Origin of the sequence: Arsenicibacter rosenii, assembly GCF_001870735.1 — a bacterium.
Classification (GTDB): Bacteria; Bacteroidota; Bacteroidia; order Cytophagales; family Spirosomataceae; genus Arsenicibacter; species Arsenicibacter rosenii.
Window position 1 is genome coordinate 1 of record NZ_MORL01000123.1, and the last position, 1,654, is coordinate 1,654.

At 45.9% G+C, this 1,654-nt stretch carries 2 protein-coding genes; one reads left to right on the forward strand and one right to left on the reverse strand.

Features of this window, described 5'->3' with window-relative positions:
* The coding region (locus tag BLX24_RS30230; RefSeq protein WP_143092920.1) for a CocE/NonD family hydrolase at positions 1 to 408 on the forward strand (408 nt) is incomplete at its 5' end.
* Positions 409 to 456: 48 nt separating this feature from the next.
* Here BLX24_RS30230 and BLX24_RS30235 read toward each other — a convergent pair.
* Positions 457 to 1,194 (reverse strand): LytR/AlgR family response regulator transcription factor, encoded by a 738-nt coding sequence (locus BLX24_RS30235; RefSeq protein ID WP_071506897.1) that lies wholly within the window; start codon positions 1,192 to 1,194, stop codon positions 457 to 459.
* Between the last annotated feature and the right edge of the window lie 460 nt (positions 1,195 to 1,654).

Sequence of the window (1,654 nt, forward strand, 5' to 3'; positions counted from 1 at the left end):
GTATCGGGTAATATTGACACAACGCTTTATGTCGGCTCAGATGCCAAAGACACCGATTGCACCATTAAGCAGATCGATGTTTATCCGGATGGCCGTGCCTTCAACCTCGACGAAACGATCCTCCGCGCCCGTTATCCGGAAGGGTTCGATAAGGAGGTTTTTATGGAGAAAGGAAACGTGTATAAGCTTGTGCTGAGCCCGATGGCTACCAGTAACTTTTTTGCGCCGGGACACCGGATCCGGGTCGACATCTCCGGCAGCAACTTCCCGCGTTTTGACCGGAACCTGAACACCGGCGGGAATAATTTCGATTCATCGAAAGGGGGAGGGGCGCATAACCAGATTTATCATACAGACAAATATCCGTCTCAGATTCAGCTGCTGATTGCCGGCAAATATAACCGATAACGTATACAGTCCGCCGTCAGATATGCCGATTACCTGACGGCGGCTCATTTATCTGGCACCGGCCTTCGGTATACGTTTTAAGAGTTCACTTCTGGCTTCTGCCGAAATTTTGAGCGATTTCAACTCCGGATTAACCGTATCCGTAAGCTGAACGGTCAGACTGTCGCGGCCTAGTGAGTCCAGATAAGCCAGATTAATCAGGCTGCTCCGTGAAATCCTGAATAAATCAGGGAAATACTGATTTCTAACGTTTTGCAGGTTATTGGTAATGGTAAACGGCTTTTTGCGGTTCAACACATAGACACAGGTGTAGTTACCGGCGGCTTCAGCATAAACCACACTGGACACGCGGATATTGATTAACGAGTCGCCATCCCTGATAAAAATAAAATCCGTCTTTGCCGTGGCTTGCGTACGCTTCCGGGAAATCAGATCAAGCTGCATCCTCAGGTCAAGCTTCTGGAAAGGTTTACTGAGAAAGCTGGCGGGAGAGGTCTCTTTTATGCGCTCCAGCAGATTAATATCTGTAGTGCCGGTAATGAAAATCAGGTCCGGATTATGGAGCTGTTGTAGTTCCCGGGCAATGTGGATGCCATCACCGTCAGGGCTGCCCAGAGATACATCCAGAATCGCAAGGTCGATAGCCCTGTTTCTGGCTACTTGCATGGCTTCAGTAAAATTCCGGGCCAGACCAGCTACCGAATGGCCCGCTTCAATCAATGTGTCAGCAATTACAGCTTGTGTCATCAGGTTATCCTCGACAACAAGCACATCCAGTATCTTCATAGGTAATCAAAAGCGATTATGGAACAGGGAACTCAATCGCCTGTAAAATCAATCTGTCCGGAATCCGGAAATACATATGCAAAACTAAACGTCCGGCATTGGCTCGATTCATACTTTTTATTATTCGTGGAGAAAATAGTAATGCTCACGGAGTAAAGTAACACGAATGACCGTTGGTTATTGCAGACTTTCTTTTTTGACACGAGCTTCAATGACTCATGACGGGTTTTACACATCTAAGCAAGTTTTAACATCATGAAAAAAAGTCTGCTTCTCCACCCATCCGGATTTGATCCGGAGATACCGCTTGTAAAAAGCGTTTTTTTTGAAATGGCTACGAATCACTTATCAAACGTCTTATCCCTAAAATCCGGTCTTCAGCAGAAAAAAATAGGTTAGTCTGTTACTTTTCTAACGCAGATTGGTATACAGGTCTATATTCTGAATGATGTAAAGACGA

Coding starts and splice junctions, on each gene's coding strand:
- BLX24_RS30235 (WP_071506897.1), bottom strand. CDS start 1,194: ATGAAGATACTGGATGTGCTTGTTGTCGAGGATAACCTGATGACACAA.